A 12,216-nucleotide genomic window follows, 5' to 3' on the forward strand; every position below is an offset into this window, starting at 1 on the left:
CTCCTTTAATAAATAGACGCTTTAAATTAGTAAAATTTAGGTTTAAAAAAATACAATTTTACACAATTGGCTATTGCTATAAAACTGTATGGTGCAACTTGTATTTTATATTTGAGGATTATCTTACGCCCAATTTATACACTCGTCAACACCCTTTTTCTAAATTATTTGATAATTTAGATTTGTTAATCAATTTGTATACGCTTACATTGTTGATATATTCACATTTTAAAATTTTTAAATTTTTTTTAATCTATTTTCCTAATTGCAATCCAAAATACAAAAAAACTCACCTTCCAGGAAGGTGAGTTAAGGTATGTAGTTTAAATGGCGTCCCAGGAGAGATTCGAACTCCCGACCGTACGCTTAGAAGGCGTATGCTCTATCCGGCTGAGCTACTGGGACATAGTGGTTTTTTAAAGACAAGATTTATTATATTAGCCAAATAACTAAATGTCAATAAAAAATGAAATTTTTTTCCGAGGGGAATTTTATTCCCCCTCAGAAACCTATTATAGTAGCATTAGCCTTTTTTGTGAAGTGAAAACTCCTGCCTCAAATCAGATAGCTCTCCATTACCATAGTCATAGAATCTCAATAAGACTTTTTGATCACGCAGCTCTATAATTCCGTAGGTCCTTTCCCTTCTTCCTCGCGGGAGTCTGATGCTGCCCGGATTAATGAAGAGCACATCATCGATCATTTCGGCTCCCAGGATATGAGAATGCCCAAAACACACTATATCCGCCTGTACTTCTTTTGCCTTATAGTATAAGTTTACGAGGGTCGATTTGACTGAGTACAAATGCCCGTGGGTCACAAAGATTTTCACATCGTTTATCATATGAGTTTCATCATCAGGGAAACTACCGTAAAAATCGCAATTTCCCTTGACTGAATGGAAATTCACGATAGCAGCGTCCTTCTCGGAGAGTTCAGAATCGCCGCAGTGAATCATCAGGTCCATATCGTTTCCATGAAGACTTTTAATTCCTTCAAGCACCTCTGTTGATCCATGGCTGTCACTGACAATCAACACTTTGCTCATGTTTCACTCCCGCTCCCTGAGAGCTTCATCCAGTTTTCGAATTGCGGTCGCCCGGTGGCTGATACTGTTTTTTTCGTCTGATGACAACTCTGCCATTGCCTTGCCTTCTGCCTCGACAAAGAAAATCGGGTCATAGCCAAACCCGTGGGTTCCCCGCCGTTCATGAAGGATCCGGCCTTCGCATGTTCCGAAAACCGTCAGTGTTTCCCTTCCCGGCTCTGCCATCGCCAAAGCACAACAGAATCTGGCGGCACGCTCGTTTTCTGGCACATTTTGCAGCTCATCAAGAACCTTGTCGATGTTTGCCTCATCATTCTTTTCAATTCCGGCATATCGTGCAGAATAGACACCAGGACGACCCTCCAGGGCATCAATTTCAAGGCCAGAATCATCCGCAATCACACGGACTCCAAGAATTCTTGCAATTGTTTCAGCTTTAAGGACTGCATTTTCCTCAAAGGTTGAACCTGTTTCTTCGACTTCTTCAAGCTCCGGGTAATCCAGCAGCGTTTTAACAGTCAGCCCCTTTGGTAAAAAAAGCTTTTCAAACTCTTTTGCTTTTCCTTTGTTTTTTGTTGCGATAATGACTGATTCCATTTTGAGATCTCCCCTAGCTTTTATTTGCTCCCTCGATTTTGGCCGCTAATTCCTCTCCCAGGGCTGCTTTCTGCTTTTCGAATAGTTCCGTTATCCCATCCTGGGCCGCCTTTAAAAGCTCCTGCAGCTGGCCGTATGAAAAAGTAGCTTCTTCTCCTGTCCCCTGGAGCTCAACAAATTCCCCATTGCCTGTCATAATCACATTCATGTCGACATGGGCAGCGGAATCTTCTACATAATTCAGGTCAACAACAACTTCTCCATTTTTCAGGACTCCGACACTTGTTGCAGCAAGTAAGTCCGTTACTGGGAATGCCGAGAGTTTCTTTTGCTTACTAAGCTTTTCTAGAGCCTGTGCCATGGCAATGAAAGCTCCTGTAATCGATGCGGTACGAGTGCCGCCGTCTGCCTGGATGACATCACAGTCAATCCAGACTGTCCGCTCTCCAATCGCCTCCAGATTCACGACTGCCCGCAATGCTCTGCCAATCAAGCGCTGGATTTCCATTGTTCTCCCGGAAATTTTGCCTTTTGCCGCCTCACGAATATTCCTTTGCTCTGTAGCTCTAGGCAGCATGGAATACTCAGCAGTGATCCACCCTTTTCCCTCACCACGCATAAATGGCGGCACACGGTCCTCTATGCTCGCAGTACAGATGACTTTCGTATCTCCCACAGAAATCAGCACTGAGCCCTCCGGGTGTTTTAAATAATCAGTTTCAATATGTATTGGTCTTAATTGTAAGGGTTCTCGCCCATCAAATCGCATAAAAAAGCCCTCCTTAGCATGATAAAAAACAATCGGCCTGCCTGGAAACACAATAAATAAGAGGCAGGAAATACGCCTGCCTCTTTGAATGTCTTTATTTAGTATATCAAAATCTTGCTATTAAAAACTACCTGTGTTAACTTTTTCAGGCCTTGTAACCGGCTCTGCCAGTTTCTCACCTGTTTCTGACAGGATGTCTGCCTTTCCATTTACAGTCAGGGCGACACTCTCAACTCCTTCCTGCTCTGTCAGTGACAGGACAAGAGAATTCAGCAGATGTTCTGAAACCATTTTTTCTTCTAGGATGGATTCATTAAAGTCCAGCGTCACCTTGCCATCCTCATTTTTTGGATCATTAAGCAGCTTTACATCTGCCTGGAATTCCGAAAGCAGATTCGAAGCAAATGCAGGACCCTCTACAAGCTCGTTGACAACTGCGGTGATGTTATCTTTTACATCATTGCTGACCCGCTTTGTTACCGGAACATAGTAATAGGCTCCTTCCTCACCGCCAATATAATAAACTGTTAGTGCTTTTGTATTTGTGATATCTACAACATCAGAATTGTCGATATTGATCCCATCTGCACGGCTCAATTCTCCTCCAATCGGAGTTCCGTTTACCGGCATGGCTTCAAGTGGGGTGCCATTCATCTGAAGCTTAACCTCATTGATGGAATCAAACTGTGTAAGCGTCCATGTCACAGCCTGAAGGATTCTTTTTTCATCCTCTTTTTTGTAGGTTGCGAATTCCTTTGAAAAATCAACTGTTGCTGTTCCATCCTTGATGTTCACTGACATTTGCGTGTCAGCTGGAAGGACAGCCCTGAAGCCATTAGGGAGCATTTGCTCGACAGGTCCATTTGCGACCAGATATTCTAATGCCTGTTTTGCGACGCTCTCGGTTTTAGGAAGTTCGAGCGTTTGGGAAACGACATAACCATTTTTATCGATCAAGTACAGTTCTGTCTGAACAGATGTCTCCACCGCTTCTTTGCCGTCCTCTTTTGTTTCTGTAGAAACATTTTCATCAACTGCTTTCCCGTCTTCCATGATCGTAACATCCTGTGGCGGATCGATTTTCTTCTTTTCCTCGCCGCCGAACAGTCCGCAGCCTGACAGGAATACCGTAGTTGCCAATGTAGCAGCTGTAACGACCACAGCCTTTTTATTTTTTGACATATAAATCCCTCCAAAGACAGTTTGTACTATCATGTATACGAGCCTTTCAACATTTTAGACCGTCTGAGAGAAGATTTTTTGGATAGGCTGTTTAAGCTGTTAAAAAAAAGACCTCCGTTGCCGGAAGTCCGTGTTATCCTAATTTAATTTTCTCTGCGTTTTCTATCGGCCTTTCCAGCCACTGGGACGCGATTGAAGAAAAGATTGTCCTTGAGCCAGTCATGTAAAATGAATGCTCAGGAAGCTCGTCCCGATCGGCAAACATGTCGCTATGGCCTAGTATTGTACTCACTTCACGCGCCGTTTCCTCTCCTGAACTTATAACCTTGACTTCATCTCCCATTTCCTCTTTGATGAGCGGCTCAAGCAAAGGATAGTGGGTGCAGCCCAGGATCAATGTATCCAGGCCCTGTCCCTTTAATGGTTTCAGGGTGTCAGTTACGACCTTCTTCGCAACATGCCCATCATACTCCCCACTCTCAACAAGCGGCACGAATTTTGGGCAGGCAAGTGCTGCAACAGAAGTTCTACGATTGATTGATTTCAGCGCATGCTCGTACGCACGGCTTTTAACGGTGCCTTCAGTACCGATAATTCCGATTTTATAATTTTCGGTTACCTTGATCGCTGTCCTTGCGCCCGGCTGGATAACACCCAGTACCGGAATGGATAGTTCTTCCCTGATTTCTTCAAGGACCACCGCTGTCGCTGTATTGCACGCAATGACAAGCATTTTAATATTCTTTTCCAGCAGGAACCGGGTCATTTGCCAGGTGAATCTCTTCACTTCTTCAACAGGCCTCGGGCCATAAGGGCAACGGGCCGTATCACCGACATAGATGATCTGCTCATATGGCAGCTGCCTCATGACTTCCTTGGCAACAGTTAACCCGCCTACTCCTGAATCAATGATTCCGATTGGTCGGTTCAAAAAACTCGCCTCATTCTCCACGCATTTCTTGATGTAATTTTGCCAGCCCTTCCTTAAGCGATACGATTTCTTCACCGGAGAAATCCTTCAATACTTCCTGAAGGTACAGCTGGCGTTTCTTGATTACTTCATCGATGATCCTTTCCCCTTCGTCAAGGAGATGGATGCGTACTACTCGTCTGTCATTAGGGTCTTTCACCCTTACAACAAGTTGATTCTTTTCCATCCTGTCAACAAGATCCGTCGTCGTACTGCATGCCAGGAACATTTTATTCGACAATTCCCCGATCGTCATATCACCGTCTTCAAACAGCCATTGCAGGGCAATGAACTGTGGCGGTGTAATCGTGTAATTACTTAGCAATTCCCGGCCCTTCTGCTTAATAATACCCGATATGTATCTTAAATCCTTTTCGATATCAGCAACCGTCTCCAGCCCCTGGTTAATCCCTTCAACCTTCATCCGTAACAACTCCTAAATAAAATGCTTTATCCAAAAGACCTGGTTTCCAAGCCAGAATGATATTAATACTATTGCCCTTATTTTCTACTTTTTTCGGGAAAATTTCAAGATACAATTCTGAAATGAGCCGACAAAGGCCCTTTAATATCTTAACCGGCCAACCCTGCAGGATTGGCCGGTCATGATTAAAGTTCTAGCTCTCCCATTCGCAGGAGCTCTACAACAGCTTGGGAACGCCCCTTTACACCAAGCTTTTGCATGGCGTTTGAAATATGGTTCCGAACTGTCTTTTCGCTGATAAATAATTCACTAGCGATCTCTTTTGTTGTTTTGTCTTGTACTAACAGTTCGAAAACTTCTCTTTCGCGTTTAGTGAGTAATGGCTTGTGAGTATATTCATTTTCCTTCAAGTATTGTAACCCTCCTTGCCTTCGCCAGCTGTGAACTGCGGGGTGGGTATAAATTTAGTCAAAATATCATATGTGAAGGAAAGTATTGAAGTGACACATAATTAAGGGACTTCATGCCAAATTTTACAATTAGGCTGTTGTACAGTTGTAAATTGATTTTCAAGGTCCGTAAAATAATGTGTTGTCCAGGCTTTTTTTGCTGATTTTAAAGGATAAAACCAGAAAGCGATACCCGAAAATTATTTTACTGAATGTCTTGAAGGACTATTGAACGGCGGATTTCTTGCTTTTTAAAAATAGATCCCTCATTTCTTCTGTCCATCGTACACCTTTTCCTGTTTTTTTGGAAATCTGGACAATTGTCCCCCTGCCGGCAAGGCAAATTGAACCATCAGATTTCTTTGCCATATAGTGAAGGTCGACGGAAGAATTGCCAATTGAGCTGGCTTTCACAAAAATTTTCAAGTCCTCATCAAAAAAAATCTGGCTCAAATAATCACACTGCAAATCCGCAACAACCGGGATCGTCTCATTTTCCGGTTTTACCCAATCCTGCATGAATCCCTGGCTCTTGAAATATTCAATCCTCGCTTGTTCGAAATATGTAAATGGAACAGTGTTATTCAAATGCCCGAACATATCCGTTTCAGAGAAGCGTACCTTCACTTTATAAAAAAACTCAAATTCCTCTTCCCAGCTGACAATTTCGTCAATGTAATCCATCTTCTTCATGTTGTAACCTCCAGTAAACTGAATGAACATTCATTCTTTTCTTTATTATAAATTTTTTTTTGTTGTTTGGAAATAAAAACAGGTTAAAAACAGAAAGGAAGGATTGGGAGACCCAATCCTTCCTTGAATAATCAGCTGGCATTTTTATAGCCGCACGCTCTTGCTTTTTTATCGTGTCCCAAGTGTTTTCCGTTATTGTCCATTACCTTTCCTTTTGCGTTTCCGCTTTGCTCCGGACACTGCTTTTGCTTAAGGTCGATTTGAACCATGACAGGATCATGGTCACTTGCCCGCCCATGCTCCTCCATATACATAGAATTAATATTGATGATATCCGCCTCACTGCTGTCAGCAAGATGATTGGATACCAGAATATGATCAAGTACCTGAGAATTTCCCTGAAAATTATAAGTGAACCTTTCTTCTGCAGGCAATGTTTCAATCATGTTTGTTAATTGCCCGTTTTCCAATGCCTCAATTGGTTGGGAATACTCAAAGTCGTTCAAATCCCCAAGAACAACGACATTTGCTTCAGGATCCTGTGAGTATATCCCTGCGACAAATTCGTTCAGCAATTTAGCAATCTCAATTCTTTTTGCCTCGCTATCAAGGACTGGCGGCTGGATTTTGCCGAATAATGGGGTGTCTCCGCCTTTTGAGTTAAAATGGTTGGCGATGACGACTACATCTTCCCCTTTGAATTCAAACTCTGCAGCCAATGGTTTCCTTGTATCTTCAAAAATAGGATTCTGCGGGTCGATTCTACCCGGATTCAATGTCAGACCGCCATTTTCATAGGCAACAGCTTCTGTCGAAGTGCCTTTAGGTGCCTCTTTTAACTGTACACGTTCCGGATTATATAGGTAGCCCACACGAATGTTTCCGCCCGGCGCTCCTCCATCCTGGTTATACTCTGGGGCAATATCAGTCCAGCTGTATGCAGGTCCGCCCTGCGCAGTAATTTCATCGATCAAAGCCTGGTAGCTCATCGATGCATCTGAAGAACCGCTGGCTGTCTGGCCGTCATTATCTTGTACTTCAACAAGACCGATAATATCAGGCGATTTCAAGTTGTTAATTATCGAATCTGCAATTCTTTTAGTCTTTGCAGCATCTGTTTTTGCTGAGAAGTTTTCAATATTATAGCTGGCAATTGTCAATTTATCCTTTTCAGTCTCTAATTTCGTCAAATCTTCAACAAATTGGGCTTCAGTCAACTCTGGAAGCGTATCCTGATCCACCAAGATTTTGAAATTTGAGAAGCTGTAACTTACTACACCAGTGACTAGTCCATTAAAACGGTCTCCTGTTTTCGCAACAAAGTCACGATTGATGAGCAGGAACAGCCTTTCAGGATTGCTGCTTTCCTTAGTCAGCAAGATTCCGCCTTGCGGGCTGTATACCTTTCCATCAACCTTATTGGCGATGACAGGCACCTCGCCATATTTCTGCGGTCCGATGACCTGGGGACTTTCAACTCCGATTCTCATACCCTCGAGACTTTCATAAAAGTCGATGCCATCCTCGGCAGGATCAAAGACACCGAATTGATCATTATCAATGATTTGTGATGGCGGAATTCTGTCTTGGCCAATGACGACGGCATCAGGCAGCTTGTTGCCAGAAGCAATCTTAGTAACTGCAGTCGCGTTTATTTCAGTCATTGCCAGGTCAGTCTGCAGCTTTTCACTGTAGCCATCAAGAACCCATTCCTTCACAAGGCCATCAACTTTAACCGAATCACCTACAGCAAGACCATGAGACTTTTGGTAAACATATACCGCTTCCGAAGTGTTTGGGTTACCATCCTCTTCTGGTTCCTGCATAAAAAACGCGCTGCTGCCATCAATTTTTGTTACAATGCCTGTAACTCCGGCAACATTTTGGTCCTTATAGGGTGAGGAATGACCTTCTCCCTGAATATCATGGATTTTCAAACCTGTAACAGCGGGTGGCTCAGGCTCTCCCTGGTTTCCGCCGCTGTCCTCAGCGAAGCGCATAGCTGTAGGCGACTTAAGGCCTGGTACGGTGAAATATGCTTGAAGTGAACCTGTCACCTGCACTTTTTTACCGATAATATCTGGATTGGAAGATAAACCAAATGAATTCCTGAAAGAGGTACTGATCTGGACAGGCAGAATTTTGCTTGCATCCTTTTCATCAGGATTGTCTGCCAGTGCAAGATTATAATCATTTCCGAATGGAGCTTCAAAATCATAGGCATTGGTGCCTGTAGTATGTGCTACTATGTATCCTTCAACTGTTCCCGTACCACTGTTATTTTCTATCGCCTGCTGGACAGTCAGGATTGGTTCAGCTGATGTTTGGCCAGGGAAAGGTGAAACATAGCCCATAAGCAGAATAACCGCTGTCAGCAAAGAAAAAAGTTTTTGACGAAAGTTCCCCACATTGATTCCTCCTCAGATTATATCCGACAGAATAAGATCCCTGTCAGAAGGAATATAACATGGATATTTCAGCTATTCCATGCAGTGTATGTTAATTATTCCTAAATTTAGAAAAATGAATACATAGTATGAAAACGCTTTATATTAAAATAGTTACCATACTCCCGCACAAAGAAAACCAGCCAGGACTTTTGGCCCTTCCTGGTTTTTTGCTAGATTAATTGCCCTCAGCTGTCCTCCTGGCATAAATGATATAACGGTAAGGAGCATCGCCTATATAATTGAAAGGGTAACAGGTGGTCAGAATAAGTTCTTCTTCAGTATGTTGGAGAGTAATGATGCTAGTGTCTTCAGCACTTACAATCTTTGTTGCAATGATTTCGTATGTATAGTCCCCATAAGGCATTTTCATTGTCAAATGATCCCCCAATTTCAGGTCACCTGCTTTTCGGAAAACTGTATCACGATGGCCTGAGAGGACGATTTGCCCTTTTTCATCCGGGTAAAAGGAGTCTTTATAATGGCCTACTCCCTTGTCCAGATCATCCGGGTCCGTCCCTTCTACAATCGGCAGCTCCGCTTCAATTCTTGGGATTACCAGCAATCCTGATGCATCGCCAGTATCTGGCTTGAACTCTTCCTTTTTCATCTTCAGATGATTATCTTTAACTAAATCTCTGGCGGCTGCAAGGGAAATCATCTCCTGGCGTTTGATATCCCATAATTGGAACACACCAATGGTGAGAATGACGATCCCGCTGAGGATAATTACAATAGCCAATATTTTTGGTATTTTCATATACCGCTCCTGATTAAGTCTTTAGTATCAGTATACCAAGATGCCCTCTTGTATAAAAAGCACTTTTTTAAAATGAAAAAACCTCCTCTTCCAAATGGAAAAGGAGGCTGTATTTTTTATAAAGAATAGCTTTTTACCCTTAGATTATTGTCCAAGTTCAGCGCCTAGCCAGTTTTCATCCTGGAGTTGGCTTCCTCAAGTATCTTGCGAGAAGCATTAGCTTTGAGCAGCTCGAGTCGCTTATTGGGGCTGACCAAGGCGCTTGCGCTTTTCTTTATACTTGGTCGCTTCCGAAGAAGTTCTTGAAAGATTGGAATGTTGTATCACGGTTCAAGGCAGCGATTGATGTAGTCAACGGAATGCCTTTAGGGCATGACTGAACACAGTTCTGGGAGTTACCGCAGTTTGCAAGTCCTCCGTCTCCCATGATCGTTTCAAGTCGTTCTCCTTTGTTCAAAGCACCAGTTGGGTGAGCATTGAACAGGCGAACCTGTGACAATGGCTGCGGTCCGATAAAGTCAGACTTGCTGTTTACGTTCGGGCAAGCCTCAAGGCACACACCGCATGTCATGCACTTGGATAGTTCGTAAGCCCATTGGCGCTTTTTCTCAGGCATACGAGGTCCCGGTCCAAGATCGTAAGTTCCATCGATAGGAATCCAAGCTTTAACTCGCTTCAGTGAATCGAACATGCGGCTGCGGTCAACCTGCAGGTCACGGACAACCGGGAATGTTCTCATAGGCTCCAGTCTGATTGGCTGCTCCAGCTGGTCTACAAGCGCAGAACATGACTGGCGCGGACGCCCATTGATGACCATTGAGCAAGCACCACAAACCTCTTCAAGGCAGTTCATATCCCATGCGATTGGAGTAGTAGCCTCTCCTTTTGCATTAACAGGATTACGGCGTATCTCCATAAGCGCGGAAATCACATTCATATTTGGGCGGTAATCTAGTTCAAACTCTTCCTGATAAGGGGCTGAATCAGGAGTATCCTGGCGGCTGATGATAAAACGGACAGTTCTTTTCTCTGACATGCTTATTACTCCCCTTTCTTCTTGGAATAATCTCGCTTACGCGGTTGGATTAATGAAGTATCGACATCTTCATAATGGAATGCTGGCGCAGAGTTAGCATCAACAAACTTCGCCATTGTTGTTTTCAGGAAGTCCTCATCGTTACGGTCAGGGAATTCCGGTTTATAGTGAGCTCCACGGCTTTCATTACGGTTATATGCGCCGATCGTGATAACACGGGCAAGCTGGAGCATGTTTTGAAGCTGACGTGTGAATACGGCGCCCTGGTTGCTCCATTTAGCTGTATCATTAATATTGATATTTTTGTAACGCTCCATCAATTCAACGATTTTCTCATCTGTTTTCTTCAGTCTGTCATTGTAACGAACAACTGTGACATTGTCTGTCATCCATTCGCCAAGCTCTTTGTGAAGGACATATGCGTTCTCTGTTCCATCCAATGACATTACATTGTTCCACTTCTCCTGTTCCATTTTGACAGCATCATCAAACAGAACTGAAGAAACAGCATCCGCGCTCTTTTCAAGGCCATTGATGTAACGGATTGCGTTAGGACCAGCGACCATTCCGCCATAGATTGCAGACAGCAGGGAGTTGGCCCCAAGACGGTTCGCACCGTGCTGTGAGTAATCTACTTCACCAGCTGCAAACAGGCCAGGAATATTTGTCATCTGATCATAGTCAACCCACAGTCCACCCATAGAATAGTGAACAGCAGGGAAGATTTTCATAGGAACTTTTCTTGGATCGTCTCCCATGAATTTTTCATAAATTTCAATGATTCCGCCAAGCTTGATGTCAAGCTCTTTAGGATCCTTATGTGAAAGGTCAAGATATACCATGTTTTCGCCGTTGATGCCGAGCTTCTGGCTTACGCACACATCGAAGATTTCACGTGTAGCGATATCACGAGGCACAAGGTTTCCGTAAGCTGGATATTTCTCTTCAAGGAAATACCAAGGCTTACCGTCCTTGTAAGTCCATACTCGTCCACCTTCTCCACGTGCAGATTCACTCATTAGGCGAAGTTTGTCATCACCAGGAATTGCCGTTGGGTGAATCTGGATGAATTCTCCGTTAGCATAATATCCGCCCTGCTGATAAACGATTGCAGCAGCTGAACCCGTATTGATTACTGAGTTCGTTGTTTTACCGAAAATGATACCAGGTCCACCAGTTGCCATGATGACGGCATCAGCAGCAAATGATTTGATTTCCATTGAAGTCAGGTTTTGTGCTACCACCCCGCGGCAGACACCTTCCTCATCCTTAACTATTCCAAGGAATTCCCATCCTTCATACTTTGTGACCAAACCAGCCACTTCATGGCGGCGGACTTGCTCATCCAAAGCATAAAGAAGCTGCTGTCCAGTTGTCGCACCAGCAAATGCTGTACGGTGATGCTGTGTACCTCCGAAACGGCGGAAGTCCAGCAATCCTTCAGGTGTACGGTTGAACATTACACCCATACGGTCAAGAAGGTGGATGATTCCTGGTGCTGCTTCAGCCATTGCTTTTACAGGCGGCTGGTTTGCAAGGAAGTCACCGCCATAAACTGTATCATCAAAGTGCTCCCAAGGAGAGTCACCTTCACCTTTTGTATTTACTGCGCCGTTAATTCCGCCCTGTGCACAAACAGAGTGGGAACGTTTTACCGGCACAAGAGAAAACAGTTCAACAGGAGTTCCTGTTTCTGCAACTTTTATAGTAGCCATTAAGCCAGCCAAACCGCCGCCGACTACGATAACCTTACCTTTACTCATCGTGACTCACTCCCTTAAATCCAAGTCTGTCTTTCATATCCCTAAAAAAGTAATTCTATTTCTCAGCCTAAGCTGCAC

12 protein-coding genes and 1 tRNA gene are annotated in these 12,216 nt (G+C 43.7%); all 13 read right to left on the reverse strand.

The features are described from left to right. Window positions 1-328 precede the first annotated feature (328 nt). The 13 genes from B5X77_RS21550 to sdhA all read right to left on the reverse strand — a co-directional run bounded on the left by B5X77_RS21550 (window position 329) and on the right by sdhA (window position 12,138). Window positions 329-405 (reverse strand) — tRNA-Arg (locus B5X77_RS21550). A gap of 118 nt (window positions 406-523) precedes the next feature. Continuing rightward, window positions 524-1,048: a metallophosphoesterase gene (locus tag B5X77_RS21555; RefSeq protein WP_079509952.1), complete on the reverse strand. Its 525-nt coding sequence runs from the start codon at window positions 1,046-1,048 to the stop codon at window positions 524-526. Between the two features lie 3 nt (window positions 1,049-1,051). Continuing rightward, on the reverse strand, window positions 1,052-1,645 hold the full coding sequence (locus B5X77_RS21560) for an XTP/dITP diphosphatase (protein WP_079509953.1): 594 nt from the start codon (window positions 1,643-1,645) through the stop codon (window positions 1,052-1,054). Window positions 1,646-1,658: 13 nt separating this feature from the next. Continuing rightward, complete coding sequence (gene rph, locus B5X77_RS21565) at window positions 1,659-2,414, reverse strand: ribonuclease PH (protein ID WP_079509954.1); 756 nt, start codon at window positions 2,412-2,414, stop codon at window positions 1,659-1,661. A gap of 120 nt (window positions 2,415-2,534) precedes the next feature. After that, window positions 2,535-3,596 (reverse strand): GerMN domain-containing protein, encoded by a 1,062-nt coding sequence (locus B5X77_RS21570; protein ID WP_079509955.1) that lies wholly within the window; start codon window positions 3,594-3,596, stop codon window positions 2,535-2,537. A gap of 133 nt (window positions 3,597-3,729) precedes the next feature. Beyond that, complete coding sequence (gene racE, locus B5X77_RS21575; RefSeq protein ID WP_079509956.1) at window positions 3,730-4,527, reverse strand: glutamate racemase; 798 nt, start codon at window positions 4,525-4,527, stop codon at window positions 3,730-3,732. A gap of 10 nt (window positions 4,528-4,537) precedes the next feature. Further along, a complete protein-coding gene (locus B5X77_RS21580) occupies window positions 4,538-4,990 on the reverse strand; it encodes a MarR family winged helix-turn-helix transcriptional regulator (protein WP_079509957.1) in 453 nt (150 codons plus the stop codon). A 185-nt stretch (window positions 4,991-5,175) separates the two neighbouring features. Next, window positions 5,176-5,400: a spore germination transcription factor GerE gene (gene gerE, locus B5X77_RS21585; protein WP_019154738.1), complete on the reverse strand. Its 225-nt coding sequence runs from the start codon at window positions 5,398-5,400 to the stop codon at window positions 5,176-5,178. A 264-nt stretch (window positions 5,401-5,664) separates the two neighbouring features. Continuing rightward, the gene (locus B5X77_RS21590; protein WP_079509958.1) at window positions 5,665-6,132 is read right to left on the reverse strand and encodes an acyl-CoA thioesterase; all 468 of its coding nucleotides are present in this window, start codon (window positions 6,130-6,132) and stop codon (window positions 5,665-5,667) included. A 131-nt stretch (window positions 6,133-6,263) separates the two neighbouring features. Further along, the gene (locus B5X77_RS21595) at window positions 6,264-8,540 is read right to left on the reverse strand and encodes a DUF6359 domain-containing protein (protein WP_079509959.1); all 2,277 of its coding nucleotides are present in this window, start codon (window positions 8,538-8,540) and stop codon (window positions 6,264-6,266) included. A gap of 217 nt (window positions 8,541-8,757) precedes the next feature. Next, window positions 8,758-9,333 carry a class D sortase gene (locus B5X77_RS21600; RefSeq protein WP_079510344.1) on the reverse strand — a complete coding sequence of 192 codons (576 nt, stop codon included), beginning with the start codon at window positions 9,331-9,333 and terminating at the stop codon, window positions 8,758-8,760. A 280-nt stretch (window positions 9,334-9,613) separates the two neighbouring features. After that, the gene (sdhB, locus tag B5X77_RS21605; RefSeq protein WP_079509960.1) at window positions 9,614-10,375 is read right to left on the reverse strand and encodes a succinate dehydrogenase iron-sulfur subunit; all 762 of its coding nucleotides are present in this window, start codon (window positions 10,373-10,375) and stop codon (window positions 9,614-9,616) included. 5 nt (window positions 10,376-10,380) lie between these two features. After that, entirely contained in the window at window positions 10,381-12,138 is a 1,758-nt protein-coding gene (gene sdhA / locus B5X77_RS21610; RefSeq protein WP_079509961.1) for a succinate dehydrogenase flavoprotein subunit, read from the reverse strand. Window positions 12,139-12,216: the final 78 nt, after the last annotated feature.

It is taken from the genome of Mesobacillus jeotgali, assembly GCF_900166585.1.
Classification (GTDB): Bacteria; Bacillota; Bacilli; order Bacillales; family Cytobacillaceae; genus Mesobacillus; species Mesobacillus jeotgali_A.

What these genes read in the sequence shown, in the direction of transcription:
- B5X77_RS21555 (WP_079509952.1), bottom strand. Translation starts at nt 1,048, where the DNA reads ATGAGCAAAGTGTTGATTGTCAGTGACAGCCATGGATCAACAGAGGTG.
- B5X77_RS21560 (WP_079509953.1), bottom strand. Translation starts at nt 1,645, where the DNA reads ATGGAATCAGTCATTATCGCAACAAAAAACAAAGGAAAAGCAAAAGAG.
- rph (WP_079509954.1), bottom strand. Translation starts at nt 2,414, where the DNA reads ATGCGATTTGATGGGCGAGAACCCTTACAATTAAGACCAATACATATT.
- B5X77_RS21570 (WP_079509955.1), bottom strand. Translation starts at nt 3,596, where the DNA reads ATGTCAAAAAATAAAAAGGCTGTGGTCGTTACAGCTGCTACATTGGCA.
- B5X77_RS21580 (WP_079509957.1), bottom strand. Translation starts at nt 4,990, where the DNA reads ATGAAGGTTGAAGGGATTAACCAGGGGCTGGAGACGGTTGCTGATATC.
- B5X77_RS21590 (WP_079509958.1), bottom strand. Translation starts at nt 6,132, where the DNA reads ATGAAGAAGATGGATTACATTGACGAAATTGTCAGCTGGGAAGAGGAA.
- sdhB (WP_079509960.1), bottom strand. Translation starts at nt 10,375, where the DNA reads ATGTCAGAGAAAAGAACTGTCCGTTTTATCATCAGCCGCCAGGATACT.
- sdhA (WP_079509961.1), bottom strand. Translation starts at nt 12,138, where the DNA reads ATGAGTAAAGGTAAGGTTATCGTAGTCGGCGGCGGTTTGGCTGGCTTA.